The sequence below is a fragment of the Pseudomonas sp. GW821-FHT11D10 genome (assembly GCF_058808435.1).
Genome location: NZ_JBXARR010000007.1, coordinates 147,223 through 172,588, shown reverse-complemented (window position 1 = coordinate 172,588; position 25,366 = coordinate 147,223). Strand labels below are relative to the sequence as shown.

Genomic DNA, 25,366 nt, shown 5'->3' with positions numbered 1-25,366 from the left:
GGGATTGGGGTTATCAGGTTTGCGGATCAACCCGATCCAGAGCGCGGTTCACTGCAAGCTCGGCCAGCATGATGATCTGCTGGATACCCAGCGCCGTACTGCGTTGCGGGCCGCTGAGTTCGTTGGCGAAATTGCTCGCGATGGTACTGGCCGACGCCAGGGATTCGCAGGCGTTGGCCAGCAGGCTTTCGGTGTCGACGTTGGGAGTGACCATATACATCGTGCTCGGGCGCGGTTTGGAAGGGTTGGGGCAGAGATAAAAATCGAGGGCGCGTTTGATGGCTTCGCGGTTGCGGGCGAGGTCTTCGGCGCGCATGGCTTCTTCAAGGGGCGTAGGTGTTTCGAGGGGTGGATCGGGTATCAGCTTATCCATGTAGCAATTTCTCCAGGTTATGGAGCCACTTTTCCCGATCTCACTCGAAGAAGAGGTGGCAGCTATGTACGGGGTGAGATCACCGGTATGGATACCCGGCAGGACATTCGTCCACCCGCACACAGCCGCCATAGAGAATCGCTGACAGTCTAAGCTGGCGGCGATTATGAAGGGGCTCGAACAAGTATCCAAATGAATTGCCGGGATCTCACTCCCGGTCGCTGAATTGGCAGCGACAACCAAAGACTAGAGACCGTACTTCCGACGGACAACCTGAAAACCTTGTGGGAAGGTTCGGTGAATCCCACACATCTTTAAACGTTCGAAAATGGAACGCGGAGCGTCCCGGGCTGCATTCCCACGCGGAGCGTGGGAACGATCAAGCAGTCCGCAGTTACCTTCCGCCTTCCGCCTTCCGCTTCCCACCACTCAACACGATGAGCGTTAGCTCGAGTAAAGCTCTTGATCTTTTGGCCCCTTCGGCAGGCTGAGTGGAGGGATTTATCCGGGGGTGGGAGCGCAGCGACCGTGCGGCGCAGCCGCATGCATCGAGAGGAGGTGCAGCGAAGCAAACCGTAGGCGATGCCCCCGGATGAATCCCGGAGCGAAGGAACCCCGAGCCCCAGCGAGGGGCCGAACGCCGGGGCCCAAGACCTTTGGTTACTTTGGGGCGTTTGCCAAAGTGACCCGCCGTAAGGGCGGAACCCTAAGAAGCCGTTACCGCAGCAACGGATATACACCCAATCACCCCAGATATACCGAGATAGACGCATCCCCTCAAAAAACGATATTTCCGAACACCCCCAAATCCCCGCTAACCTCAAACAACAACCACCTAAAAACCCACGGGCCAGACATGCATAGACCCACCCTAAAACCACTCCTGATCACCCTGGCCCTGACCGCCATAACCCCAATCGCAAACGCAGCAACAACCCTGGTGTACTGCTCCGAAGCCAGCCCCGCAGGCTTCGACCCCAGCCAATACACCAGCGGCACCGACTTCGACGCCTCCGCCGAAACCGTCTTCAACCGCCTCACCCAGTTCAAACGCGGCGGCACCGAAGTCGAACCCGCTCTGGCCACAAGCTGGGACGTAACCCCGGACGGCCTCCAGTACACCTTCCACCTGCGCCAAAACGTAAAATTCCACAAAACCGACTACTTCACCCCGACCCGAACCTTCAACGCCGACGACGTCCTGTTCACCTTCCAGCGCCTGCTCGACCCGGAGAACGCCTTCCGCAAGGCCTACCCCGCCGAATCCCCGTACTTCACCGACATGGGCCTGAACACCACGATCAAATCCGTTGAAAAACTCGACGAAAACACCGTGCGCTTCAACCTGAACAACGTCGACGCCGCCTTCGTGCAAAACCTCGCCATGAGCTTCGCCTCGGTGCAATCGGCCGAATACGCCGCCCAACTGTTGAAGGAAGGCCACGCCGCCGACCTCAACCAGAAACCGGTCGGCACCGGCCCGTTCGTGTTCAAGCGCTACCAGAAGGACGCGCAGATCCGCTACGCGGCGAACAGGGACTACTGGAAGCCCGAGGACGTGAAGCTCGATAACCTGGTGTTCTCGATCACCCCGGACGCCGCCGTCCGCCTGCAAAAGCTCAAGACCGGCGAATGCCAGGTCAGCGGCTACCCGCGCCCGGCCGACATCGAAGTGATGGAAAAAGACCCGAATCTGCGGGTGTTGAAGCAGGCCGGTTTCAACCTCGGCTTCCTCGCCTACAACACCACTCATCCGCCGCTGGATCAGCTCAAAGTGCGTCAGGCACTGGACATGGCCATCGACAAACCGGCGATCATCAAGGCGGTTTACCAGAGTGCCGGGCAGCTGGCGCAAAACGCCTTGCCGCCAGCGCAATGGTCGTTCGATCCGAACATAAAAGACGCGCCGCACGACCCTGTCAAAGCCAAGGCGCTACTCAAGGAAGCCGGGGTTGCACCCGGTACAACCATCAACCTCTGGGCCATGACCGTGCAGCGCGCCTCGAACCCGAATGCGCGGATGTCGGCACAGATGATCCAGCAGGATTGGGAGAAGATCGGTATCAAAGCCAACATCGTCAGCTATGAATGGGGCGAGTACATCAAGCGCGCCAAGAATGGCGAACACGACGCGATGATCTACGGCTGGACCGGTGACAACGGCGACCCGGACAACTGGCTGGGCGTGCTTTACAGCTGCGCGGCGGTAAAGGGCAGCAACTACGCCAAATGGTGTGACCCGGCCTACGACAAGCTGGTGCAGCAGGCCAAGGTATCCACCGATAAATCGCAACGGGTAAAACTGTATCAACAGGCGCAACTCATCCTTAAACAGCAAGTGCCGATCACGCCGATCGCCAACTCCACGGTGTTCCAGCCGCTGCGCAAGGAAGTCACTGACTTCAAGATCAGCCCGTTCGGTCTAACCCCCTTCTATGGCGTGGGTATAAATAAGTAACACCCGGCCCCAATCCGGCGCGCACAACGTGACCAATGCACCGTTTTGGGGCTTCGTTTGCACCGTAAAAACCGGCCGCAAACGGTCAAATGCGTCAGAAGTTATACGGATGCGACATTAAGGTACGTTCGTGCCACGCTTTGACGCCGCCGAGCGCTCTGGATCTTGCATTGGGTATGGGCCCTGCATAAGTATCCGCAGGCACGACTCACGAGGTCGTACCTCACAACTAAAAAATGACAACAAATCATGAGGCCAACATGCTTAAACACGCGGTCATTCCGTTTTTAGTCGGCGCAGGCTTGTTAGCCTCCGCACCTTTCGCCACCGCTGCGACTAACCTGGTGTTCTGCTCCGAAGGCAGCCCGGCCGGTTTCGATCCAGGCCAATACACCACCGGAACCGACTTCGACGCCTCAGCCGAAACCATGTTCAACCGTCTGACCCAGTTCGAGCGTGGCGGTACCGCCGTGATTCCTGGTCTGGCGACCAAGTGGGACATCTCGGATGACGGCCTGACTTACACCTTCCACCTGCGTGAAGGCGTCAAGTTCCACACCACCCCGTATTTCAAGCCGACTCGTGAGTTCAACGCCGACGACGTACTGTTCACCTTCAATCGCATGATTAACAAGGATGACCCGTTCCGTAAGGCATACCCGACCGAATTCCCGTACTTCACCGACATGGGGATGGACACCAACATCACCAAGATCGATAAAGTCGACGAACACACCGTCAAGTTCACGCTGAAAGAAGTCGACGCCGCGTTCATCCAGAACATGGCCATGAGCTTCGCTTCGGTTCAGTCCGCCGAGTACGCAGCCCAGCTGCTGAAGGAAGGCAAGGCTGCCGACATCAACCAGAAGCCGATCGGCACTGGCCCGTTCGTGTTCAAGAGCTACCAGAAAGACTCCAACATCCGCTACACCGGGAACAAGGACTACTGGAAGCCTGAAGACGTGAAGATCGACAACCTGATCTTCGCCATCACCACCGACCCGTCGGTACGTATCCAGAAGCTGAAAAAGAACGAGTGCCAGGTCACCCTGTTCCCTCGTCCGGCCGACCTCAAGGCGCTGAAAGAAGACCCGGCGCTGAAGATGCCTGACCAGGCTGGTTTCAACCTGGGCTACATCGCCTACAACGTGATGGACAAGGTCAAGGGCAGCAACGAGCCGAACCCGCTGGCCGACCTGCGCGTTCGCCAGGCGCTGGACATGGCTGTGAACAAGCCACAGATCATCGACTCGGTTTACCAGGGCGCAGGCCAGTTGGCCGTGAACGCCATGCCGCCGACCCAGTGGTCCTACGACACCACCATCAAGGACGCCAAGTACGATCCTGAGAAAGCCAAGCAGCTGCTCAAGGAAGCCGGCGTCAAGGAAGGTACCGAGATCGTCCTGTGGGCGATGCCGGTTCAGCGTCCGTACAACCCGAACGCCAAGCTGATGGCCGAAATGCTTCAGTCCGACTGGGCGAAGATCGGCCTGAAAGTGAAGATTCAAAGCTACGAGTGGGGCGAGTACATCAAACGCTCCAAAGGTGGCGAGAACCAGGGCATGCTGATTGGCTGGAGCGGTGACAATGGTGATCCGGACAACTGGCTCAACGTGTTGTTTGGTTGCGACTCCCTGAGTGGCAACAACTTCTCCAAATGGTGCGACAAGAAATTCGACGGCCTCGTGAAAGAAGCCAAGCGCACCACCGACCAGGCCAAGCGCACCGAACTCTACAAAGAGGCGCAGCACGTCCTCAAAGATGCAGTCCCTATGACACCTATCGCTCACTCGACGGTGTATCAACCCATGCGCGCCAACGTGCAGGACTTCAAGATCAGCCCATTCGGCTTGAACTCCTTCTACGGCGTCAGCGTCAGCAAATAAAAGAGCCAGCGGCGACGTTTTCAGCGTCGCCGCTGTTTTTTTTGCCGAGAAGTCAGGAATCTGCCTACAGCCTTTTCTAGCCGGTCTTACCAGGTTGGGTTAGGACGTGTTGCCTTTTCCTACGAGTCTTTAGGACTCAGCGCATTTACTGCCAGACCCACGGCCCCTACCGTCGGGTTCTGACCAGTGACTGCGTGGGCTATCGGTTTTGCTGCCGTATTGGTTTGAGCTCGATGCAGCCACAACTTCCCTGGACGGGATCGCGGCGCATTGAAAAACACTAAAAAAGAGGGAGCGTCATGCGCCATACCTTGGTTTTTTCCGCATTGCTGGGCGCCGGTCTGTTGGCCGCCACGTCCGCCAGTTACGCCGCCAGCAACAGCCTGGTGTTCTGCTCCGAAGGCAGTCCGGCCGGTTTCGATACCGCGCAGTACACAACGGCGACCGATAACGACGCCGCCGAACCGCTGTACAACCGACTGGCCGAGTTCGAAAAAGGCGCGACCAATGTCGTACCGGGCCTGGCAACCAGCTGGGATATTTCCGAGGATGGTCTGAAGTACACCTTTCACCTGCGTGAAGGTGTGAAGTTTCATACAACGCCGTACTTCAAACCTACGCGCGATTTCAACGCCGACGATGTGCTGTTCACGTTTAACCGCATGCTCGATCCGCAACAGCCATTCCGTAAGGCTTATCCGACCGAGTTCCCGTATTTCAACGGGATGAGCCTCAACAAGAACATCGCCAAGGTCGAGAAGACCGGGCCGCTGACCGTGCAGTTCACGCTTAACAGCGTCGATGCCGCGTTCATCCAGAACATCGCCATGAGCTTCGCCGCCATCCTGTCTGCTGAATACGCCGACAAACTGCTGGCCGAAGGCAAGCCGAGCGACATCAACCAGAAGCCGATCGGCACTGGCCCGTTCGTGTTCAAGAGTTACCAGAAAGACTCGAACATCCGTTACACCGGCAACCCGCATTACTGGGATCAGAGCCGGGTGAAACTGAAGAACCTGATTTTCGCGATCAATACCGACGCCTCGGTACGCGTGCAGAAGCTCAAGGCCGGCGAATGCCAGATCACCCTGCACCCGCGCCCTGCCGACGTGCCGGCACTGAAGAACGACTCGAAACTGCAATTGATCGAGAAGCCGGGCTTCAACCTCGGCTACATCGCCTACAACGTCCGACACAAGCCGTTCGACCAGCTCGAAGTGCGTCAGGCGCTGGACATGGCGGTGAATAAACAGGGGATTCTCAACGCTGTTTATCAAGGCGCCGGCCAACTGGCCGTGAACGCCATGCCGCCGACCCAATGGTCCTACGACGACACCATCAAGGACGCCGCCTACAACCCGGAGAAAGCCAAAGAGCTGCTCAAGGCTGCCGGCGTCAAGGAAGGCACCGAGATCACCCTGTGGGCGATGCCGGTACAACGTCCGTACAACCCGAACGCCAAACTGATGGCCGAAATGCTCCAGGCCGACTGGGCCAAGATCGGTCTGAAAGTGAAGATCGTCAGCTACGAATGGGGCGAGTACATCAAGCGCACCAAGAATGGCGAGCATGACATCAGCCTGATCGGCTGGACCGGTGACAACGGGGATCCGGACAACTGGCTCGGCACGCTCTACAGCTGCGACGCCATCGGCGGCAACAACTACTCCATGTGGTGCGATCCGGCTTACGACAAGCTGATCAAGCAGGCCAAGGTCGTCACCGACCGTGACCAGCGCACCGTGCTCTACAAACAGGCCCAGCAACTGCTCAAGCAGCAAGTGCCGATCACGCCTGTCGCCCACTCGACGGTCAACCAGCCGCTGAGCGCCAAAGTCGAAGGGTTCAAGGTGAGCCCGTTTGGTCGCAACGTGTTTTCGGGTGTCAGCATCGATTAAACACAAAACCGATTAGCCGCAATGCTGAGGGGGCCGTCTACCCCCTCACGCAAGCGCTTTGCCGAAATTCGCCAATCAGGCCTTTTGCAAACGTTTGCGATGTGTGAATGAGTTCTAAACCAATAACCGGCCAACCCAAAAAAGCCGGCATAAAAAGAAAGTAAAGGAGCTTCACCCATGAAACTGAGCAATACCGCGATATTGGCCTTGGCCATCAGCAGCATCACCGCCACGGCTTACGCGGAAACCCAAAGCCAGGCGTTCACCCCGGTGACCGTCAACGAGAAGAGCGCCCAGGCTGAAGCCACCGGCTTCCTCGAAGGTCAGTCGATCAGCGGCTCGACCCGTAACTGGTACGCCAACGAACAACTGAAACGCGGCGGCAAGTTCACCTATCGCAAGGATGGCGTGGCCACCCCGACCGACCGCCGTATCAACTGGGTGCAGGGCACCATCGTCAAGTACAACTCGGGCTTCACCGAAGGTACCGTCGGTTTCAGCACCGAAGTGGCGGCGTACAACGCCATCGCGCTGGAGCGTGACCGCGAGAACCTGGCGTCCAACAACGGCGGCGCACCGGGCACCCGTCCGGGCGCGGGCAACAACCGTACCCTGACCCGTGAAGGCGGCGAAGCCCAGGGCCAGTGGAGCAAAGTCGGCCTGGCCAACGTCAAGGCGCGTATCTCCAACACCACCCTGACCGCCGGCCGCATGAACTTCAGCAGCCCGCAGGTCGACGTGATCGGCAACCGTCCGCTGCCATCGAGCTTCGAAGGTGTTGCGATCCACAGCGAAGAGCTGAACAACCTGTCCTTCGACCTGGCCTCGTTCGACCGCGTTTCGCCGCGTACCGAAGAAAGCCTGAGCAAGTTCCGCTCCGAATACGGCGCGATCGATGCCGAAGCCGACCACGTTCACACCGGCGGCATCTCGTACCAGCCATTCGCCAGCCTGACCACCAGCCTGTGGGGCACCCAGGCCGAAGACCTGTGGAACCAGTACTACTTCGGCGCCACCCACGTGCTGGGTGACAGCTCGGTTCTGGCTCTGACCACCGGCCTGAACTACTACAAGACCGTGGACGAAGGTAAGAAAAAACTGGGTGAAATCGACAACGACACCTACTCCCTGTCGTTCGGTCTGACTCACCAGGCGCATACCCTGACCTTCTCCTACCAGGAAGTAAACGGTAACGAGTACTTCGACTACCTGCACGAAACCAACGGCATCTACCTGGCCAACTCCCTGCTGTCGGACTTCAACGGCCCGAACGAAAAATCCTTCCAGGTGGCCTACGGTCTGAACATGGCCGAATACGGCGTGCCAGGCCTGAAGTTCAACATCTACCAGGCCCGCGGCTGGGGCATCGACGGCACTCACTACAAGGGTGGCGGCTACGATGGCGTGCAGTCGATGGACGGCGAGCACCACTATGAATACGGCATCGGCGCCTCTTATGCCGTACAGAGCGGTCCTCTGAAAGCCACCACCGTTCGTGCGACCTACACCGCGCACCGTGCGAGCGAAAACCAGGCTGACGGCAGCATCAACGAGTTCCGTCTGGTGACCACCGTTCCATTCAACATCCTGTAAAAACGCCAGCCGACGGCTGACTCAGTGACGAGTCGGCCGTTCGGCTTTTTGTCTTCAACCGATTGCAGAGGGTTCTTGATGAAAATGCTTCCCCTACGTGCGGCCATCGCGGCTGCGTTGCTGAGTGTCGCTGTCGGCGTCTCGGCCAAACCCTTGGTGGTCTGCACCGAAGCCAGCCCGGAAGGCTTCGATATGGTCCAGTACACGACTGCAGTCACTGCCGACGCGGTGGCCGAAACCATCTTCAACCGTCTGGCGGACTTCAAGCCCGGCACCACCGAAGTGATTCCGGCGCTGGCCGAGTCCTGGGACATCAGCGAAGACGGCCTGACCTACACGTTCCACCTGCGCAAAGGCGTCAAGTTTCACACCACCGAATATTTCAAGCCGACCCGCGACATGAACGCCGACGACGTGGTCTGGAGTTTCCAGCGTCAGCTGGACCCGAATCACCCGTGGCACAAGCTGTCGAGCGTGGGCTTCCCGTACTTTGAAAGCATGGGCTTCAAGGAATTGCTCAAAAGCGTCGAGAAAGTCGACGACAACACCGTCAAGTTCACCCTGACCCGTCGCGAAGCGCCGTTCCTGGCCGACATCGCCATGGCGTTCTCCTCGATCTACCCGGCCGAATACGCCGATCAGTTGCTCAAGGCCAACAAGACCGGCGACCTGAACAACAAACCGGTCGGCACCGGCCCGTTCATCTTCCAGCGTTACGCCAAGGACGCCCAGGTACGCTTCAAGGCCAACCCGGACTACTTCCGCGGCAAGGCCCCGGCTGACGCGCTGATCCTGGCGATTGCCACCGACAACAACGTGCGTTTGCAGAAGCTCAAGGCCAACGAGTGCCAGATCGCGCTGTATCCGAAACCGGATGACATCCCGAGCATCAAGAAAGACAGCAACCTGAAAGTCGATGAAATGGACGCGATGACCGTCTCGTACATCGCCATGAACACCACGCACAAGTACATCAGCGACGTGCGGGTGCGCAAAGCGATCGACATCGCCTTCGACAAGGAAGCCTACGTCAACGCCCTGTTCGGCAAAGGCAACGCCTCGGTGGCGGTCAACCCGTACCCGCCGACCCTGCTGGGCTACAACCACGACCTGAAGAACCCGCCACGCGACCTCGACGCCGCCCGCAAGCTGCTCAAGGAAGCCGGCGTACCGGAAGGTACCGTGTTTACCCTGTTTACCCGTAACGGCGGCGGCCCGACCAACCCTAACCCGATGCTCGGCGCACAGATGATGCAGGCTGACCTGGCGAAAGTCGGGATCAAGATCGACATCCGCGTGATGGAATGGGGCGAAATGCTCAAACGCGCCAAGGCCGGCGAACACGACATGGTCTCGGCCGGATGGGCGGGCGACAACGGCGACCCGGATAACTTCCTGACGCCTATGCTCAGTTGCGAAGCCGCCAAGAACGGCGAAAACTACGCTCGCTGGTGCAACGAGAAATTCCAGGCCCTGCTCGACGAAGCACGGGCTAAAGTAGATCCGGCCGAACGCGCCAAACTGTATGAAGAAGCCCAGGTGATCTTCAATCAGGACCAACCGTGGATCAGCATGGCCCACACCCGCATGTTCACCGCAATGCGCAACAACGTAGAGGGTTATCACATCAGCCCTCTGACAACCAATAACTTCGCCACCACCCAGGTGAAGTAGATAAGAAACTCCCGGCGCCCCTGACCCCAGGGTCGCCGGGCACGCCTAACCGGCTGATGAGGTACCACACACGATGTTTAGTTTTATTGCCCGCCGACTGGGGTTATTGATCCCCACGTTTTTCGGCATCACCTTGCTGACTTTCGCGTTGATTCGCATGATTCCCGGCGACCCCGTGGAAGTGATGATGGGCGAACGTCGGGTCGACCCCGAAATGCACGCTCAGGCAATGGAACGCCTCGGTCTGAACAAGCCGCTGTACGCCCAGTATCTGGACTACATCGGCAAACTGGCCCACGGCGACCTCGGCGAATCCCTGCGCACCCGTGAGAGCGTATGGACCGAGTTCACCTCCCTCTTCCCGGCGACCCTGGAACTGTCCATGGCCGCCCTGCTGTTCGCCGGCATCCTGGGCCTCCTGGCCGGGGTGATCGCGGCCCTCAAGCGAGGATCCCTGTTCGACCACGGGGTAATGGGCATCTCCCTCGCGGGTTATTCGATGCCGATTTTCTGGTGGGGCCTGATCCTCATCATGTTCTTCTCGGTGAGCCTGGGCTGGACCCCGGTGTCCGGGCGGATCGACCTGCTCTACGACATCGAGCCGCGCACCGGCTTCATGCTGATCGACACCCTGCTGGCCGATGACATGGGCGCGTTCCTCGATGCCCTGCACCACCTGATCCTGCCGGCCATCGTGCTGGGCACCATTCCGCTGGCGGTGATCGCGCGGATGACCCGTTCGTCGATGCTCGAAGTACTGCGTGAAGACTACATCCGTACCGCCAAGGCCAAAGGCCTGTCGCCGTCGCGCGTGGTGTTCGTGCACGGCCTGCGCAACGCGCTGATTCCGGTACTGACCGTGGTCGGCCTGCAAGTCGGCACCCTGCTGGCCGGTGCAGTCCTGACCGAAACCATCTTCTCCTGGCCCGGCATCGGTAAATGGCTGATCGAAGCCATCGGCGCCCGGGACTACCCGGTTGTGCAAAACGGCATCCTGTTAATCGCCTGCCTGGTGATTCTGGTCAACTTCGTGGTGGACATCCTCTACGGCTTTGCCAACCCACGCATCCGTCATCAGCGCTGAGGTCAATACCCATGAGCACTCCAACTTCCTCAGTAGCCACCGCCGCCACCGCTGTGGATCAAAGTCTGCTGTACCCGTCACCGTACAAAGAGTTCTGGCAGGCTTTCGCCAAGAACAAGGGCGCCGTCGCCGGCCTGCTGTTCATGCTGCTGGTGATTTTCTGCGCGATCTTCGCGCCGTGGGTCGCCCCGCATAACCCGAGCGAGCAATACCGCGACTTCCTGCTGACGCCGCCGGCGTGGCTCGAAGGCGGGCAGATGCAATTCCTGCTCGGCACCGACGAACTGGGTCGCGACCTGCTGTCGCGCCTGATCCAGGGTTCGCGCCTGTCGCTGCTGATCGGTCTGTCGTCGGTGGTGATGTCGCTGATCCCGGGGATCCTGCTGGGTCTGTTCGCCGGTTTCTTCCCGAAAATGATCGGCCCGACCATCATGCGTCTGATGGACATCATGCTGGCCCTGCCATCGCTGCTGCTGGCCGTGGCGATCGTCGCCATCCTCGGCCCTGGCCTGATCAACACCGTAATCGCGATTGCTGTGGTTTCGCTGCCGTCCTACGTGCGTCTGACCCGTGCCGCCGTGATGGGTGAATTGAACCGCGACTACGTGACCGCCGCGCGCCTGGCCGGTGCCGGCCTGCCGCGCCTGATGTTCATCACCGTGCTGCCGAACTGCATGGCACCGCTGATCGTTCAGGCGACCCTGAGCTTCTCCTCGGCGATCCTCGACGCCGCTGCCCTGGGCTTCCTCGGCCTCGGCGTCCAGCCGCCAACCCCTGAGTGGGGCACCATGCTGGCTTCGGCCCGCGACTACATCGAACGCGCCTGGTGGGTGGTGAGTCTGCCTGGTTTGACCATTTTGCTCAGCGTGCTGGCAATCAACTTGATGGGCGACGGCCTGCGCGATGCGCTGGACCCGAAACTCAAGAACGCCGCCTGAGGAGATTCCCATGTCACTGTTAGAAATCAAGAATCTCAACGTTCGCTTCGGCGACAAGAACGCCACCCCGGTCGTCGACGGCCTCGACCTGAAAGTCGACAAGGGCGAAGTCCTGGCGATCGTGGGCGAGTCGGGTTCCGGCAAGTCCGTGACCATGATGGCGCTGATGGGCCTGATCGAGCACCCGGGCATCGTTACCGCCGACTCGCTGAGCTTCGACGGCAAGAACATGCTCAAGCTGAACAACCGCCAGCGTCGGCAGATCGTCGGCAAAGACCTGGCCATGGTGTTCCAGGACCCGATGACCGCGCTGAACCCGAGCTACACCGTCGGTTTCCAGATCGAAGAAGTGCTGCGCCTGCACCTGAAAATGTCCGGCAAGCAAGCGCGCAAACGTGCGATCGAACTGCTGGAAAAAGTCGAAATCCCGGGCGCCGCCAGCCGTATGGACGCCTACCCGCACCAACTGTCCGGCGGCATGAGCCAGCGTGTGGCGATTGCCATGGCGATTGCCGGCGAGCCGAAACTGCTGATCGCGGACGAGCCGACCACGGCACTCGACGTGACGATTCAGGCACAGATCATGGATCTGCTGCTGGCGTTGCAGAAAGAGCAGAACATGGGTCTGGTACTGATCACCCACGACCTCGCCGTGGTGGCCGAAACCGCCCAGCGCGTCTGCGTGATGTACGCCGGTCAAGCCGTTGAAGTCGGTCAGGTGCCGCAGCTGTTCGACATCCCCGCCCACCCGTACAGCGAAGCGCTGCTCAAGGCGATTCCGGAACACAGCCAGGGTGCCGAGCGTCTGGCGACTCTGCCGGGCATCGTTCCCGGCCGTTACGACCGCCCGCAAGGCTGCCTGCTGTCGCCGCGCTGCCCGTACGTGCAGGACAGCTGCCGCGCGCAGCGTCCGACCCTTGACCCGAAAAGCAACAGCCTCGCCCGCTGCTTCTATCCGTTGAACCAGGAGGTGGCGTAATGGCCGTCGTACTTACCGCCCGCGACCTGACCCGTCACTACGAAGTCTCCCGTGGCCTGTTCAAGGGCCATGCGACCGTGCGCGCCCTCAACGGCGTGTCGTTCGAGCTGGAAGCCGGCAAGACCCTCGCCGTCGTCGGTGAATCGGGCTGCGGCAAATCCACCCTCGCCCGCGCCCTGACCCTGATCGAGGAGCCGTCGTCCGGTTCCCTGAAAATCGCCGGGCAAGAAGTGGCCGGCGCCGACAAGGCTCAGCGCAAACAACTGCGCAAAGACGTGCAGATGGTGTTCCAGAGCCCGTACGCGTCGTTGAACCCTCGGCAGAAAATCGGTGATCAACTGGCCGAACCGCTGCTGATCAACACCAACCTGTCGGCTGCCGAGCGTCGCGAGAAAGTCCAGGCGATGATGAAGCAGGTCGGCTTGCGTCCCGAGCACTACCAGCGTTATCCGCACATGTTCTCCGGCGGTCAGCGTCAGCGTATCGCGCTGGCTCGCGCCATGATGCTGCAACCGAAAGTGCTGGTGGCGGACGAACCGACCTCGGCGCTGGACGTGTCGATCCAGGCGCAGGTGCTGAACCTGTTCATGGACATGCAGCAGGAGTTCAACACCGGTTACGTGTTCATCTCGCACAACCTGGCGGTGGTGCAGCACGTGGCCGATGACGTGATGGTGATGTACCTCGGTCGCCCGGTGGAAATCGGTCCGAAGCACGACATCTACGCCCGTCCTCTGCACCCGTACACCCAGGCGCTGTTGTCGGCGACTCCAACCATCCACCCGGATCCGGACAAGCCGAAAATCAAGATCGTCGGCGAGCTGCCCAACCCGCTGAACCCGCCACCTGGCTGTGCGTTCCACAAGCGCTGCCCGTACGCCACCGCGCGTTGCAGCAGCGAAGAGCCGGCCCTGCGCCAGCTCGACACCCGTCAGGTCGCGTGCCACTACGCCGAGCAGTTCCTCGACGGCGCGGCATGAAAAAAACCCGCCCCGTTTCCCGGGGCGGGTTGTTGATGAGTTGACCAAACCCCTTCTGCCCCGATTGCGCATCGATCGGGAAAGAAGGGGTTTTCTTTTGCCCGGAATTTACGTCTGGCTGTCGCCTTCGTCCGGATCGTCGGTGTCCGGCTCATCGGTGGTCGAGTCGTCATCGTCGGCGCTGCCGCCCTGGCCCTGATCGCCCGGCTCGGACTCGGACTTGGCCAGCATCAGCGCGCTGTGCCCCACCTGCCCGCTGGAGGCTTGGGTATCGTGATCCTCGCACTCGGCCCAGGCCGTCGCGGTGCCGAGGGACAGCATCACCATCACTTTCAACAGCAGCAAAACGCGTAGCAACCTGTTTTTCATAGCCGAGTCCATCCTGTTCCAGGTGAGAAATTCATGCTGACCTGACGCTGATTGAAATCTAGTTCCGATCCGCCAGGTTCACCAGATAGGACGCTAACCCATGCCCGGAAATGCCATGAGTGGACAGACTGGTTTTGAATAGGGTTTATGCCGAATGGCAATTTGAAACAGAAGCGCCTTTCCCTGAGAGGCCATTGAATATCCCAGCCCCATAAACCTCAATGTCTGGAAGAGAACCGTTCCGGGCGAAAGCTTTGAAGTCATACAAAACCACGACCTCACCTGCCATGAGATTCAGCTTCAAGAACTTGATACTTCCTGAAACAGGCTCCCAAAATTGACCGGTGCTATCCAGATACCAGGAAGAGACAAACGCCCCTCCTTGCCCAAGTGCTACTTCCTCCCCCTCCACAACAGCGGAAATGTCGTGAACATAGTGAGTTATCTGACTCTCTCTCTCCCCATTGCCCTCCATCCTCAACGCACTGGGGGTTCCGTGATCGATGGAAAGCTCTAAGGTCACTGCAAAAAAATCGGGCGCATTATTAGCCCGCGCAAACACCATTCCAGTGGTGGCTGTGTTCGATTTTTTCGCCATTGCGGTTCACCTGCAAGCCCAAGTGTCTTAATAAATCCCTGCAGTCGGTTATAGGGTTTGCCCTCCTGCACGTCTACTGTCAAAGCCGACAGTAGACGTGCAGCAAATTTGATGGATCAAAGGCATGGGGCCATGTCCTGCATTTCGAATGCGCAGAAAAAACCCGCTGTTTTCACAGCGGGTTTCTGGCGTTTGCTGACAAGTTGGATGAAGGCTTTATCGCCCCGACCGTCCTTACACCTGCTAGTTAGTGGTGCTCACGCGTCGCACGGAATTTCACGTCCGGCCAACGCTCTTCCATCAGGGCCAGGTTGACGCGGGTCGGCGCGAGGTAGGTCAGGTGACCGCCGCCGTCCAGTGCCAGGTTTTCCACGGCCTTGTTGGAGAATTCCTCCAGCTTCTTCTTGTCGCTGCATTCGATCCAGCGCGCGGAGTACACGGTGATCGGCTCGTAGGAGCACTCGACCTTGTATTCCTCTTTCAGACGGCTGGCGACCACATCGAACTGCAGCACACCGACGGCGCCGAGGATGATGTCGTTGCTGCGCTCCGGGAAGAACACCTGGGTCGCGCCCTCTTCGGCCAGCTGTTGCAGACCCTGGCGCAGTTGCTTGGATTTCAGCGGATCGCGCAGGCGTACGCGGCGGAACAGTTCCGGGGCGAAGTGCGGGATACCGGTGAAGCCCAGGGTTTCGCCTTCGCTGAAGGTGTCGCCGATCTGGATCGTGCCGTGGTTGTGCAGGCCGATGATATCGCCGGCGTACGCTTCTTCCAGCTGTTCACGCTCGGAGGAGAAGAACGTCAGGGCGTCGCCGATGCGCACGTCCTTGCCGGTACGCACGTGGCGCATCTTCATGCCTTTCTCGTACTTGCCAGAGCAGATACGCATGAAGGCGATGCGGTCGCGGTGTTTCGGGTCCATGTTCGCCTGGATCTTGAAGATGAAGCCAGAGAACTTCTCTTCCACCGGCTCCACGGTGCGCTCGTTGGCTACGCGTGGCAGCGGGCGCGGGGCCCAGTCGACCACGGCGTCGAGTACGTGATCGACACCGAAGTTGCCCAGTGCGGTACCGAAGAACACCGGGGTCAGCTGACCGTCGATGAACTCCTGCTGGTTGAACTCGTGGCAGGCGCCCTGCACCAGTTCCAGCTGCTCGAGGAAACGATCGTACTCGTCGCCCAGATGCGCGCGGGCTTCGTCGGAGTCGAGCTTCTCGATGATCTTGGTTTCGGTGCGTTCGTGACCGTGACCGGCGGTGTAGACAATGATGTAGTCGTCGGCCAGGTGGTACACGCCCTTGAAGTCGCGGTAGCAACCGATCGGCCAGGTGATCGGCGCAGCCTTGATCTTCAGGACGGCTTCGATCTCGTCGAGCAGTTCGATCGGGTCGCGGATGTCACGGTCGAGTTTGTTGATGAAGCTGACGATCGGCGTGTCACGCAGACGGCAGACGTCCATCAGCGCAATGGTACGTGGCTCAACACCTTTACCGCCGTCGAGAACCATCAAGGCCGAGTCCACCGCAGTCAGAGTGCGGTAGGTGTCTTCGGAGAAGTCTTCGTGGCCCGGAGTGTCGAGCAGGTTGATCATGTGTTCGCGATACGGGAACTGCATGACCGACGTGGTGATCGAGATGCCCCGCTGCTTTTCCATCTCCATCCAGTCGGATGTCGCGTGGCGGTCGGATTTACGGGATTTCACCGTACCGGCCACGGCAATCGCCTTGCCCATCAGCAAGAGCTTTTCGGTGATGGTGGTTTTACCGGCATCGGGGTGGGAAATAATGGCGAAAGTGCGGCGTTTCGCGACTTCGGCGGCCTGTCTGGTCATGGGAAATCGCCTGGCGGTGATTCAAAAAAGGGCGGCGATTATAGCCCAACTCGATTCAATAACCGAACCGTTGAGCACATTAAGGGTGGCCAAATGCTGCCTCAGATGGGAACCTTTTAAAGCACGGAGACGTCCATCCCCTGTTACGACAATTCGTCAGGGGCTGAAAAATCAGCAAGTTAGCCTGACGAGGCTGCGCTCATGGCTCGCTTTCAGACCGCTTTTGCCGGGCTGAAAAAAAGCTGCTTCTCGCGAACGCTGACTTCGGCAACCAGGAATGGCATGCCACGCGGAGCTGCGTTCGCCGACTATAAAAAAGGAGTCCGCCTGTGGCTATCCGCTATGGCAAAGGGCTGATGGGAGGTGCGGTGGTGATCGCGCTCCTGGCCCTGCTGGTCCACTGGATCGGCATCAACACGATCGAACACTACCGCGACGATTTGTTGTTTTACCTGCAAGCTCATCTGATTCTCGTCCTCGCTTCAATGCTGGCTGCCCTGGTCGTGGGCATTCCCGCCGGTATCTTCCTGAGCCGCCCGCACATGGTCGGCCGCGCCGAACGCTTCATGCAGATCTTCAACATCGGCAACACCGTGCCACCGCTGGCCGTGCTCGCAATTGCCCTGGGGATTCTCGGCATCGGCAGCGGCCCGGCGATATTCGCTTTGTTCCTCGCCTCGCTTTTGCCGATTGTGCGCAACACCTATGAAGGCCTGAAAAACGTCCAGGGTTCGCTGAAAGAGGCCGCCGTCGGGATCGGCATGACGCCACGCCAGGTGCTGTGGAAAGTCGAGTTGCCCAACGCCGTGCCGATCATCGTCGGCGGTGTGCGGGTCGCGCTGGCGATCAACGTCGGTACGGCACCGCTGGCCTTCCTGATCGGCGCCAACAGCCTTGGCAGCCTGATTTTCCCCGGCATCGCCCTGAACAATCAGCCGCAACTGCTGCTCGGCGCTGCGTGCACCGCGCTGCTGGCCCTGCTGCTCGATGGCGTGGTCACCCTCGCCAGCCGTCTCTGGCTGGAACGCGGTTTGCGCCCGTCTTAAGGCTTTTGCGAAGGAATGAACATGAAACGACTTAGCTTGATCTTAGGCTGCGCCCTGCTTTTCGCAGGATTTGCCCAGGCGGCAGAAAAGCCGCTCATTCGCCTCGGCGCCCGGGTGTTCACCGAGCAGACCCTGCTCGCGGAAATCACCGCGCAATACCTGCGCAGCAAAGGCTACGACGCGCAGATCACCGGCGGTCTGGGCAGCAACCTGGCCCGCAGCGCCCACGAAAGCGGGCAACTGGACATGCTCTGGGAATACACCGGTGTGTCGCTGGTGGCCTACAACCATGTCACCGAAAAACTCGACAGCGAACAGTCCTACGCCCGGGTGAAAGAACTCGATGCGAAAAAAGGTCTGGTCTGGCTCACACCGTCGAAATTCAGCAACACCTACGCCCTCGCCCTGCCGAAAAAAGTGGCCGAGCAATACCCGCAAATCCACAACATCAGCCAGTTGAACGACGTGTTGAAGGCTGAAGCCAAGACCAATCACCTGGTGGCGCTGGACACCGAGTTCGCCAACCGCTCCGACGGTCTGGACGGCATGGTCAAGCTCTACGACATGAACCTGACCCGCAAGAACATCCGGCAGATGGACGCAGGGCTGGTCTACACCGCGCTGCGCAACGGTCAGGTGTTTGCCGGTCTGGTCTACACCACAGACGGTCGCCTCAACGCGTTCGGGCTGAAGCTGCTGGAAGACGACAAACATTACTTCCCGGACTACACCGCCGCGCCGGTCGTGCGTCAGGCCTACCTCGACGCGCACCCGAAACTCGCCGAGCAACTCAAGCCGCTGGCCGAACTGTTCGACGACGAAACCATGCGCCAGCTCAACGCGCGGGTCGACGTCGATCACGAGAGCCCGTCGAAAGTCGCTGCCGATTTCCTGCGCCAGCATCCACTGAACTAAAGGAGGAAAAGTCATGGAATTTTTGAACGCCTTTTCCCACCTCGACTGGCAGCAGGTGATGCACCTGACCTGGCAGCACATCACGCTGGTCGGCATCGCCGTCAGCCTGGCGATCCTCATCGGCGTGCCGCTGGGCATCCTGATGACGCGCTTCCCGAGCCTCGCCGGTCCCTTGCAGGCCAGCGCCACGGTGCTGCTGACCGTGCCGTCGATTGCGCTGTTCGGCCTGCTGCTGCCGTTCTACTCGAAATTCGGCCAGGGCCTTGGCCCGATGCCGGCGATCACCGCCGTGTTCCTTTATTCACTGCTGCCGATCATGCGCAACACCTACCTCGCCCTGACCGGCGTGGAACCGGGCATTCGTGAAGCCGCACGCGGCATCGGCATGACCTTCGGCCAGCGCCTGCGCATGGTCGAACTGCCGATTGCAGTGCCGGTGATCCTCGCCGGCGTACGCACCGCCGTGGTGATGAACATCGGCGTGATGACCATCGCCGCGACCATCGGCGCCGGCGGTCTCGGCGTGCTGATCCTCGCCTCCATCAGCCGCAGCGACATGTCGATGCTCATCGTCGGCGCGCTGCTGGTCAGTCTTCTGGCGATCTTCGCCGACCTCATTTTGCAGTGGCTGCAACGTTCGCTGACTCCAAAAGGACTCCTCAAATGATCGAACTTCAAAACCTCAGCAAGACCTTCCAAAGCAACGGCAAAGATGTGAAAGCCGTGGACTCGGTAAGCCTGACCGTCAATGAAGGCGAAATCTGTGTGTTCCTCGGGCCATCGGGTTGCGGCAAAAGCACCACGCTGAAAATGATCAACCGCCTGATCAAGCCGACCTCGGGCAAGATCCTGATCAACGGCGAAGACACCACCGACCTCGACGAAGTGACCCTTCGCCGCAATATCGGTTACGTGATCCAGCAGATCGGTCTGTTCCCGAACATGACCATCGAAGAGAACATCGTGGTGGTGCCGAAACTGCTCGGCTGGGACAAACAGAAATGCCACGACCGCGCCCGCGAACTGATGAGCATGATCAAGCTTGAGCCCAAGCAGTATCTGCATCGCTATCCGCGCGAACTGTCCGGCGGCCAGCAGCAACGGATCGGCGTGATCCGAGCGCTGGCGGCGGATGCGCCGCTGCTGCTGATGGACGAACCATTCGGCGCGGTCGACCCAATCAACCGCGAGATGATCCAGAACGAATTCTTCGAGATGCAGCGCGCGCTGAACAAGACCGTGATCATGGTCAGCCACGACATCGACGAAGCGATCAAGCTCGGTGACAAGATCGCGATCTTCCGTGCCGGCAAACTGTTGCAGATCGACCATCCGGACACCCTGCTCGCTCATCCGGCAGACGACTTTGTCAGCAACTTCGTCGGTCAGGACAGCACGCTCAAACGCCTGCTGCTGGTGAAAGCCGAAGACGCGGCGGACAACGCGCCGTCGGTGAGCCCGGAAACCCCGGTGGCCGATGCGCTGGAGCTGATGGACGAGCATGACCGTCGCTATGTCGTCGTCACTGACGCCGAGAACAAGGCGCTGGGTTATGTGCGCCGTCGTGACCTGCATCGTCAGACCGGCACCTGTGCGCAGTTCCTGCGCGAGTTCAACGCCACGGCTGCATACGACGAGCATTTGCGCATCCTGTTGTCGCGGATGTACGAGTTCAATCGTGCGTGGTTGCCGGTGATGGATGCCGAGCGAGTGTTCCTCGGCGAGGTCACCCAGGAGTCGATTGCGGCGTACCTGAGTTCGGGCCGATCGCGCGGAATGAAGACCAATATTGTGTCGCCGGCCGAGGCGGTGGCCTGATCAAAAGCAAAAGGGCTGTTCGACAGCCCTTTTTTTCGACCGCCGGAACCTGAGAGCCGTGATTCTTTTGCCGACGATGAGCCGGCAAGAAATATCAACACATCAGAAGGCTACCCCCGTCCGCTAATGTCAGCCTTGACCGGCAACTTCCCCCTCACCTCCCCTTCTCGCCGCCAACGTCGCCGATGTTGAAGTGATCGTACTTATCCATGACTTGGCGCGCATCCGCTTCGAACGTGCAGTTATTTTTAACACCTGAAAATTATTGCGGAACATCTGACCGTCATCTCGGTCGGCTACAAAGAGTGATATCCGCGACGCACGTCAGAAGCGTGCAAAAACGCGACATTTTTAGTTGATCTCAGGCCCCTCACGCCCTAAAGTTCGCGCCGAACGTCCATGCTGGAAACGATCCATCCGGCTCAAGTACTGACGACGAGACAGCAAGGCCAAGGGCAGCGACCCATGGCCTTTTTGCTTTCGGCGACATGCCTTGGGAAGTAGGCGAACCAAAGTGGGGATACGGAGGGCGTTCATTTGCACCCATTGATTTCACGAGTTTGCCCATAGGAGCTCCCAAGTATGTCGATCCAGGTCGAAGACTATTTCGCGCGCGAAACCTTTCAGAAAATGAAGGCGTTCGCAGACAAACAGGAAACCCCGTTCGTGGTGATCGACACCGCGATGATCGCCCAGGCTTACGATGACCTGCGCGCCGGTTTCGAATTCGCCAAGGTCTACTACGCGGTCAAGGCCAACCCGGCCGTCGAGATCATCGACCTGCTCAAAGAGAAAGGTTCGAGCTTCGACATCGCCTCGATCTATGAGCTGGACAAAGTGCTGAGCCGCGGCGTCAGCGCGGATCAGATCAGCTACGGCAACACCATCAAGAAATCCAAGGACATTCGCTACTTCTATGAGAAGGGCGTGCGTCTGTTCGCCACCGACTCGGAAGCCGACCTGCGCAACATCGCCAAGGCCGCACCGGGCGCCAAAGTCTATGTGCGCATCCTGACCGAAGGCTCGACCACGGCCGACTGGCCACTGTCGCGCAAATTCGGCTGCCAGACCGACATGGCCATGGACCTGCTGATCCTCGCCCGCGACCTGGGCCTGGTGCCATACGGCATCTCGTTCCACGTCGGTTCACAACAGCGCGACATCAGCGTCTGGGACGCCGCAATCGCCAAGGTCAAAGTGATCTTCGAGCGCCTGAAAGAAGAAGACGGCATCCACCTGAAGCTGATCAACATGGGCGGTGGCTTCCCGGCCAACTACATCACCCGCACCAACAGCCTGGAAACCTACGCCGAAGAAATCATCCGCTTCCTGAAGGAAGACTTCGGTGATGACCTGCCGGAAATCATCCTGGAGCCGGGCCGTTCGCTGATCGCCAACGCCGGCATCCTGGTCAGCGAAGTGGTGCTGGTCGCGCGTAAATCCCGCACCGCCGTCGAGCGTTGGGTTTATACCGATGTGGGCAAATTCTCGGGCCTGATCGAAACCATGGACGAAGCGATCAAGTTCCCGATCTGGACCGAGAAGAAAGGCGAGATGGAAGAAGTCGTGATCGCCGGCCCGACCTGCGACAGCGCCGACATCATGTACGAAAACTACAAGTACGGCCTGCCGCTGAACCTGGCGATCGGTGATCGTCTGTACTGGCTGTCGACCGGTGCGTACACCACCAGTTACAGCGCCGTAGAATTCAATGGCTTCCCGCCGCTGAAATCGTTCTACGTGTAAACAGTCCGCAACTACAAAAAGGCCCATCCTTGGATGGGCCTTTTTTTATTCACCAACCCATGCATCAAACTGGTTGATCATTGCAGCAAAATCCTCGGCGATCTCCACAACCAATTCCAACTTGGCATTCAACCTTCCCAAAGTTGTCACATCGGCCGTTTGAGAAAGCTCCTTCTCTACCCTCTCGACACGTTGAAAAACTCCCTCGATAAAGGCACCCATCTGGGCATACAAGGTAGAGAGCTTGTTAAATAGCAGGGTAATGTCAGATTTATATTCCCCGGCTCTGACCTGCGGATCCGTCGAAGAGTACGCAATGTCCCAGACTGGAGTAGTAGCGGCCTCTCTGAACAGCTCTTCAACGACGATTGATTGCGGATGACATTCGCAAGATCGATAGTCCAGAGCCTGAAAAAACGCCGCTTTTAGTCCAAATGAGTTCTGATAGATTGTCGGTATTGGATCTTTCATATTCTGGATCGCGCCTTTCAGGCTCCAGCATTGATTACCCAATGCATTTATCATCAGGACCACCTGTGTTGGCGGAGAACTCCAGACAGGGTCGCGAGAAAACCTGAATAAACCGCAATCGACTTGATCAAGGCGTTTACTCGTCGAAGTCTGACGGGTTATGTCCAATGCATCACCCTTGAACGCCAATAGTTTTTCAACAAGATCGCTGCAAAGCAGCCGCGCGCTTTCAGTACGCCCACCGTAATCGCGCAACATTCTTTGAGTAAAGACAGCTTGATTAATACGAGAGTCGCGGGCGAGCCCTGCACGTCGGTGACCACTCTTTTCACGACGCTCAAACACAAGGGGAATTTTGTCGCAAATCGGGAGCAAGCCATCAAGGAATCGCATATAACGATCCACTACGTGCCGCTGCTCCTGGGTAAACTCATAGGCTTCTAAACTCATATCCATATGAAGGGGTGAGCACTCAGCCCACCCCTTGACTCCTTGTCAGCGGTAGACAGACTTCACATATTCGGTAATTTCAGAAATTTTTCCGATTGCGATCTTGGCACGCTCATCGATGGGTAGGGTCTTGTCGGACACAAAATCACGATCAAGCGCTTCAACATCGTCGACCAGCTTCGAGAACTCATTGACGTACTCCCAACGCCCGTCATCCAGCGCTTCAAGAGCCTCCACCAGACTAATTTTCCCATTGGCCATGGCGAAATCGTTGTCATGTTGATCCCGCTGTGCCCGCAAGCCTGCCGCACGCTCTTGCAAGGTTTTGTAGGCGTCGAGCATATTGAGATAGGAAATGGCATGACCGATTCCCGAAATCAATTTTTTGAGAGTATCCAGAGCGAACTGCGCAATCAGAATCTGAGGTGGCGCCAGCCCGAGCGCCTTTAGATTCTCCAGAGATAACTGCACTTCCTTACCGACTTTTTCAATGCCGGCCTCCTCGATCAAATCAATCGCGTCCAATACCGATTTTAACTGGGTGGTCAGTTCGCTCAGTTTTTCTTCGGCTTTGGCCTTTTGCTCTTGTGCATAGGCCTTATCGTTTTCCAACGTCGCCACCCACTGCTTCGAAAGTGCCCTGTCGAATCGGCCACTAATATCACGCTTCCAGCCAATAAACTTTCCGCTTCGCTCAGACAAGATACCGCGCGCAGTTTGCAGCTCAGCTTCAATTTTCGCGGGAATGTCATCATCTTCCGCCGTATCGACAAGGTCCTCCAACAGCCATTCCAGGTTGTCAGCGCACCTTTCCAGTTTGATATCGATTTCCTGACACTGAACTTTCACGCCATATGTTTTTTCCCTGATAGACCCTGCCAAAGTGTGCATTGTCCCAACGGGCCCAGGCAGATAAGAGAACTTCTGAGAAAGCACCTGCGCAGTAACGTCTGCATCTTGAACCACGCCATTGTGATCCACCAACTGATCCATACTAAAATCTGAAACCGCCAACATAAAGGCACTCCTTGCCTGATACCTTGCATTATCTTCTTCATACTCCCTGTCCGCCGCCCTGAAGACTTCAAGTAGCGGATCAGTGTTTTCTTTCACATCTTCCCAAGGTTTAACTACACGCTTGATGGCATTGATAAGTCGCGACAATTGGGTCGCCTCTTCCACAAGATGAAGATCTTCGACCGACGACACGATAAAAAGACTCAGAGAGTTCCAGACCAGCATGAGATTTTGCGTCGCTACTTCCGCTTCGATAGCAACATAGTTAAGATTCTGAAGATCATCACGCACCCTGTTTAGCGAGCTCAACGTCTGGTTCTTGCTGGCCATCAACTTATTATCAACGGACTGTTCCAGGCGCAATATATTGCGATCACGCCGAATCTTTTCGGCCTTGACGCCTAAAAAAATGCCAACAATTATACCGACAGGGCTCACGATTGCTGAAGCAATTGCCTGTTTGACAAGCTCGTCATATTGTTTGTTAAGCTCATCGATTCGATCGGCACGCTCGTCAATCTGCTTCTGCAGTACTTCGATTTCCGTTGCATAACCGTTCTTGGAGATATGCCCCATACGTTGTTTTATTTCCGGCAGCACCAGAGTACGCATGTCGGCGCCGAAACTGTCCAGATTGTCCCTCACCACTTCGGCCGCCGCATGACATTTTTTAATGTCATCGAGCATGATACCCAGATAGTAACCAATATCATCAACAACACCATCCGGAACTTCGATACTTGGGATATCCGGCATCTGATCTTTGAGCTTCAAATACTCCTCAATAGTATCAATCCCGTGCTCCTTCAGAAAACCTGAAATTTCAAGCTTATTGTAAGTTTCTACAATATCGCCGCCAGTCAAAAGAATCCTTGCGGAAAATACATCCAGATCGGTGCCTGTCTGCATGATCTTTTCCCGCAGCGGCCTCCAGCGCGCAGCATGGTCAAATGTCATTCTAAAGGTCTTCTGGAAATCCTCGACTTTAAGTCCGATTCCGCCACTGTCACCCTCACCGTATCTCAGGTAATCACGGATCGAGCCTATCTCGACAGGCAACGACAAACCCAAAGTTTCATACTTTCGCAGACTGATGATTTGCTCTTTTGTAAGCTGTATCCCGAGCTCCCGATTAAAGGCCTCGCCTTCGTATTCGCCACGTCCAAGAGACGCATTCATAAATATTTGTGGCGCTACTTCAGCGACACCTGACAGCTCGCCAGTAGTTTTGAATTCCATCTG

The 25,366-nt window shown here is 58.1% G+C and carries 20 protein-coding genes; 14 read left to right on the top strand and 6 right to left on the bottom strand.

The annotated features are described in order from the left end of the window. Window positions 1–13 precede the first annotated feature (13 nt). The gene (locus AC1RT4_RS20955; protein WP_493087573.1) at window positions 14–373 is read right to left on the bottom strand and encodes a DUF6124 family protein; all 360 of its coding nucleotides are present in this window, start codon (window positions 371–373) and stop codon (window positions 14–16) included. Between the two features lie 856 nt (window positions 374–1,229). On the opposite strand from AC1RT4_RS20955, the gene AC1RT4_RS20950 reads away from it, so the two are divergent. The 9 genes from AC1RT4_RS20950 (at window position 1,230) to AC1RT4_RS20910 (ending at window position 13,863) form a co-directional block, all read left to right on the top strand. Next, entirely contained in the window at window positions 1,230–2,831 is a 1,602-nt protein-coding gene (locus tag AC1RT4_RS20950) for an ABC transporter substrate-binding protein (RefSeq protein ID WP_493087571.1), read from the top strand. A 260-nt stretch (window positions 2,832–3,091) separates the two neighbouring features. Continuing rightward, window positions 3,092–4,717 (top strand): ABC transporter substrate-binding protein, encoded by a 1,626-nt coding sequence (locus AC1RT4_RS20945; RefSeq protein ID WP_493087569.1) that lies wholly within the window; start codon window positions 3,092–3,094, stop codon window positions 4,715–4,717. A 299-nt stretch (window positions 4,718–5,016) separates the two neighbouring features. After that, entirely contained in the window at window positions 5,017–6,615 is a 1,599-nt protein-coding gene (locus AC1RT4_RS20940) for an ABC transporter substrate-binding protein (protein ID WP_493087567.1), read from the top strand. A gap of 177 nt (window positions 6,616–6,792) precedes the next feature. Beyond that, window positions 6,793–8,208: an OprD family porin gene (locus AC1RT4_RS20935; RefSeq protein WP_493087565.1), complete on the top strand. Its 1,416-nt coding sequence runs from the start codon at window positions 6,793–6,795 to the stop codon at window positions 8,206–8,208. 78 nt (window positions 8,209–8,286) lie between these two features. Beyond that, window positions 8,287–9,882, top strand: coding sequence for an ABC transporter substrate-binding protein (locus tag AC1RT4_RS20930; RefSeq protein WP_007953664.1), 1,596 nt, complete (start codon window positions 8,287–8,289; stop codon window positions 9,880–9,882). 73 nt (window positions 9,883–9,955) lie between these two features. Further along, on the top strand, window positions 9,956–10,966 hold the full coding sequence (locus AC1RT4_RS20925; RefSeq protein WP_007953665.1) for an ABC transporter permease subunit: 1,011 nt from the start codon (window positions 9,956–9,958) through the stop codon (window positions 10,964–10,966). A gap of 11 nt (window positions 10,967–10,977) precedes the next feature. Beyond that, window positions 10,978–11,904 (top strand): ABC transporter permease subunit, encoded by a 927-nt coding sequence (locus AC1RT4_RS20920; protein ID WP_007953666.1) that lies wholly within the window; start codon window positions 10,978–10,980, stop codon window positions 11,902–11,904. Window positions 11,905–11,914: 10 nt separating this feature from the next. Continuing rightward, window positions 11,915–12,883, top strand: coding sequence for an ABC transporter ATP-binding protein (locus tag AC1RT4_RS20915; RefSeq protein ID WP_007953667.1), 969 nt, complete (start codon window positions 11,915–11,917; stop codon window positions 12,881–12,883). After that, a complete protein-coding gene (locus AC1RT4_RS20910; protein WP_007953682.1) occupies window positions 12,883–13,863 on the top strand; it encodes a peptide ABC transporter ATP-binding protein in 981 nt (326 codons plus the stop codon). Before AC1RT4_RS20915 ends, AC1RT4_RS20910 begins: the two co-directional genes overlap by 1 nt. 108 nt (window positions 13,864–13,971) lie before the next feature. On the opposite strand, the gene AC1RT4_RS20905 is transcribed toward AC1RT4_RS20910, so the two are convergent. The 3 genes from AC1RT4_RS20905 to AC1RT4_RS20895 form a co-directional block, all read right to left on the bottom strand. Beyond that, the gene (locus tag AC1RT4_RS20905) at window positions 13,972–14,232 is read right to left on the bottom strand and encodes a hypothetical protein (RefSeq protein WP_064384136.1); all 261 of its coding nucleotides are present in this window, start codon (window positions 14,230–14,232) and stop codon (window positions 13,972–13,974) included. A 145-nt stretch (window positions 14,233–14,377) separates the two neighbouring features. Then, the gene (locus tag AC1RT4_RS20900) at window positions 14,378–14,830 is read right to left on the bottom strand and encodes a hypothetical protein (RefSeq protein ID WP_493087561.1); all 453 of its coding nucleotides are present in this window, start codon (window positions 14,828–14,830) and stop codon (window positions 14,378–14,380) included. A 247-nt stretch (window positions 14,831–15,077) separates the two neighbouring features. Then, on the bottom strand, window positions 15,078–16,661 hold the full coding sequence (locus tag AC1RT4_RS20895) for a peptide chain release factor 3 (protein WP_085608055.1): 1,584 nt from the start codon (window positions 16,659–16,661) through the stop codon (window positions 15,078–15,080). Window positions 16,662–17,017: 356 nt separating this feature from the next. On the opposite strand from AC1RT4_RS20895, the gene AC1RT4_RS20890 reads away from it, so the two are divergent. From AC1RT4_RS20890 to AC1RT4_RS20870, 5 genes are all read left to right on the top strand, one after another. Beyond that, on the top strand, window positions 17,018–17,707 hold the full coding sequence (locus AC1RT4_RS20890) for an ABC transporter permease (RefSeq protein ID WP_197871818.1): 690 nt from the start codon (window positions 17,018–17,020) through the stop codon (window positions 17,705–17,707). Window positions 17,708–17,728: 21 nt separating this feature from the next. Continuing rightward, complete coding sequence (locus tag AC1RT4_RS20885; protein WP_493087559.1) at window positions 17,729–18,622, top strand: glycine betaine ABC transporter substrate-binding protein; 894 nt, start codon at window positions 17,729–17,731, stop codon at window positions 18,620–18,622. A gap of 13 nt (window positions 18,623–18,635) precedes the next feature. Next, window positions 18,636–19,289 carry an ABC transporter permease gene (locus AC1RT4_RS20880; RefSeq protein WP_007953690.1) on the top strand — a complete coding sequence of 218 codons (654 nt, stop codon included), beginning with the start codon at window positions 18,636–18,638 and terminating at the stop codon, window positions 19,287–19,289. Continuing rightward, the gene (locus tag AC1RT4_RS20875) at window positions 19,286–20,440 is read left to right on the top strand and encodes an osmoprotectant ABC transporter ATP-binding protein OsmV (RefSeq protein WP_007953692.1); all 1,155 of its coding nucleotides are present in this window, start codon (window positions 19,286–19,288) and stop codon (window positions 20,438–20,440) included. Before AC1RT4_RS20880 ends, AC1RT4_RS20875 begins: the two co-directional genes overlap by 4 nt. A 582-nt stretch (window positions 20,441–21,022) precedes the next feature. Next, on the top strand, window positions 21,023–22,186 hold the full coding sequence (locus tag AC1RT4_RS20870) for a type III PLP-dependent enzyme (protein WP_007953693.1): 1,164 nt from the start codon (window positions 21,023–21,025) through the stop codon (window positions 22,184–22,186). A 45-nt stretch (window positions 22,187–22,231) separates the two neighbouring features. Here the strand turns inward: AC1RT4_RS20870 and AC1RT4_RS20865 are convergent, their stop codons facing one another. Both AC1RT4_RS20865 and AC1RT4_RS20860 read right to left on the bottom strand, forming a co-directional pair. Continuing rightward, window positions 22,232–23,107 carry a hypothetical protein gene (locus AC1RT4_RS20865; protein ID WP_493087556.1) on the bottom strand — a complete coding sequence of 292 codons (876 nt, stop codon included), beginning with the start codon at window positions 23,105–23,107 and terminating at the stop codon, window positions 22,232–22,234. A gap of 45 nt (window positions 23,108–23,152) precedes the next feature. Continuing rightward, window positions 23,153–25,363, bottom strand: a complete 2,211-nt coding sequence (locus AC1RT4_RS20860) for an alpha-xenorhabdolysin family binary toxin subunit A (RefSeq protein ID WP_493087554.1) — start codon at window positions 25,361–25,363, stop codon at window positions 23,153–23,155. Window positions 25,364–25,366: the final 3 nt, after the last annotated feature.

Excerpts from the sequence above, each read along its gene's own strand:
- AC1RT4_RS20860 (WP_493087554.1), bottom strand. The coding sequence starts at position 25,363 with ATGGAATTCAAAACTACTGGCGAGCTGTCAGGTGTCGCTGAAGTAGCG.
- AC1RT4_RS20920 (WP_007953666.1), top strand. The coding sequence starts at position 10,978 with ATGAGCACTCCAACTTCCTCAGTAGCCACCGCCGCCACCGCTGTGGAT.
- AC1RT4_RS20870 (WP_007953693.1), top strand. The coding sequence starts at position 21,023 with ATGTCGATCCAGGTCGAAGACTATTTCGCGCGCGAAACCTTTCAGAAA.
- AC1RT4_RS20945 (WP_493087569.1), top strand. The coding sequence starts at position 3,092 with ATGCTTAAACACGCGGTCATTCCGTTTTTAGTCGGCGCAGGCTTGTTA.
- AC1RT4_RS20880 (WP_007953690.1), top strand. The coding sequence starts at position 18,636 with ATGGAATTTTTGAACGCCTTTTCCCACCTCGACTGGCAGCAGGTGATG.
- AC1RT4_RS20935 (WP_493087565.1), top strand. The coding sequence starts at position 6,793 with ATGAAACTGAGCAATACCGCGATATTGGCCTTGGCCATCAGCAGCATC.
- AC1RT4_RS20910 (WP_007953682.1), top strand. The coding sequence starts at position 12,883 with ATGGCCGTCGTACTTACCGCCCGCGACCTGACCCGTCACTACGAAGTC.
- AC1RT4_RS20915 (WP_007953667.1), top strand. The coding sequence starts at position 11,915 with ATGTCACTGTTAGAAATCAAGAATCTCAACGTTCGCTTCGGCGACAAG.
- AC1RT4_RS20875 (WP_007953692.1), top strand. The coding sequence starts at position 19,286 with ATGATCGAACTTCAAAACCTCAGCAAGACCTTCCAAAGCAACGGCAAA.
- AC1RT4_RS20900 (WP_493087561.1), bottom strand. The coding sequence starts at position 14,830 with ATGGCGAAAAAATCGAACACAGCCACCACTGGAATGGTGTTTGCGCGG.
- AC1RT4_RS20905 (WP_064384136.1), bottom strand. The coding sequence starts at position 14,232 with ATGAAAAACAGGTTGCTACGCGTTTTGCTGCTGTTGAAAGTGATGGTG.
- AC1RT4_RS20890 (WP_197871818.1), top strand. The coding sequence starts at position 17,018 with ATGGGAGGTGCGGTGGTGATCGCGCTCCTGGCCCTGCTGGTCCACTGG.
- AC1RT4_RS20940 (WP_493087567.1), top strand. The coding sequence starts at position 5,017 with ATGCGCCATACCTTGGTTTTTTCCGCATTGCTGGGCGCCGGTCTGTTG.
- AC1RT4_RS20885 (WP_493087559.1), top strand. The coding sequence starts at position 17,729 with ATGAAACGACTTAGCTTGATCTTAGGCTGCGCCCTGCTTTTCGCAGGA.
- AC1RT4_RS20895 (WP_085608055.1), bottom strand. The coding sequence starts at position 16,661 with ATGACCAGACAGGCCGCCGAAGTCGCGAAACGCCGCACTTTCGCCATT.
- AC1RT4_RS20925 (WP_007953665.1), top strand. The coding sequence starts at position 9,956 with ATGTTTAGTTTTATTGCCCGCCGACTGGGGTTATTGATCCCCACGTTT.
- AC1RT4_RS20955 (WP_493087573.1), bottom strand. The coding sequence starts at position 373 with ATGGATAAGCTGATACCCGATCCACCCCTCGAAACACCTACGCCCCTT.
- AC1RT4_RS20865 (WP_493087556.1), bottom strand. The coding sequence starts at position 23,107 with ATGAGTTTAGAAGCCTATGAGTTTACCCAGGAGCAGCGGCACGTAGTG.
- AC1RT4_RS20950 (WP_493087571.1), top strand. The coding sequence starts at position 1,230 with ATGCATAGACCCACCCTAAAACCACTCCTGATCACCCTGGCCCTGACC.
- AC1RT4_RS20930 (WP_007953664.1), top strand. The coding sequence starts at position 8,287 with ATGAAAATGCTTCCCCTACGTGCGGCCATCGCGGCTGCGTTGCTGAGT.